The 1,305-nt window shown below is 51.0% G+C and carries 1 protein-coding gene; it reads right to left on the bottom strand.

Going from position 1 to position 1,305, the window contains the following annotated elements; genetic code table 11:
- Positions 1-28 precede the first annotated feature (28 nt).
- Positions 29-1,252 (bottom strand): IS256 family transposase, encoded by a 1,224-nt coding sequence (locus ABD931_RS29075; RefSeq protein WP_345271641.1) that lies wholly within the window; start codon positions 1,250-1,252, stop codon positions 29-31.
- Positions 1,253-1,305 lie beyond the last annotated feature (53 nt).

Raw genomic sequence — 1,305 nt, 5'->3', positions numbered from 1 at the left:
GGATATGTTCAATGAAGTGTGTCATGGTTTAAATTTTCATGTAAGGCTTCACACGGTCTCCAAATAAAATGACCAGTTGCTGCACCGTCAACGACCAGTTCGCTAAGGGCTTTTGCCACTTCTCCATGATGCGCTGAGTGGTCAAATACAACACCTTCAGTAAGGCTGTTTCCGAAGAAAACGCGCCCTTGGACTTAGTCACACAACGGATCTGCCGATGGAAACCCTCCACCGTGTTCGTCGTATAAACCACCTTCCGAACAGGGGCTGGATACTCAAAGAAGCGCGTCAAACGCAGCCAATTCCGCTGCCAACTCGCTACGACTAACGGATACTTCGGCTCCCATTTAGCGGCAAATTCAGCCAGTTTGGCTTCGGCCGCTGTCAGACTAGTTGCCTGGTAGATCGGCTTTAGATCCGCCACTACCGCCTTCTGATCTTTACTGGTCACGTAACGCAAAGAGTTACGTACCTGGTGAACCAGACAGAGTTGCACGTCCGCTTGCGGGAATACCGTCTCAATGGCATCGCCAAAGCCCGTCAGGTTATCAATCGAGCAGATTAGCAGATCCTTTACACCCCGACTTTGTAAATCCGTCAGCACGGATAGCCAGAAACGGGCACTCTCCGCATCGCCGATGTAGATGCCTAGTAGATCTTTTCTCCCCTGAAGATCAACTCCTAAGACATTGTAGGCTGCCTTGCTGACGACTTTACCCTCCTGCCGTACTTTGAAGTGGACTGCATCCAGCCATACAAACGCGTAGACCGGCTCCAGGGGGCGACTACGCCATTGCTCGACCAGCGGCAGCACTTTATCGGTTATGGCCGATAACTGCCCGGTGCTAATCTCTAGCCCATAGAGTTCTTTGAGGTGTTCCTGAATGTCCTCGTAAGATAGACCTTTGCTGTAGAGGGAGAGAATACGGTTATCCAGGCCCTCGCCCAGGGTTGTCTGCCTTTTAGCAATCAGTTGTGGCTCAAAGGTACCCTCCCGATCCCTGGGCATTTCCACACTTACTGGACCATGAGCGGTTTTGACCTGCTTAGCCTTACTGCCGTTCCGGCGGTTAGGACGGTTTTGCTCCACATGCGCCTGCACTTCCCCAGATAGGACCGCATCCAGTAAATCCTTCAACAGTGGAGCTAACACGCCATCTGTACCGGTGAGTTCTTTGTCGCCTGCCATCAGGCGTTGAATCGCTTCCTGACGGAAGCTGGCATAATCAAAGTCTTTTTTCCCCTTTCCCATTTTGTTGTCAAGTTAAGACATTCTTACTTGACACACTTTACTGAACACTCTCC

Source organism: Nibrella viscosa (assembly GCF_039541875.1).
GTDB classification, from domain to species: domain Bacteria; phylum Bacteroidota; class Bacteroidia; order Cytophagales; family Spirosomataceae; genus Nibrella; species Nibrella viscosa.
The sequence above is the reverse complement of the archived record's forward strand: the minus strand, read 5'-3'. Positions and strand labels throughout refer to the sequence as shown.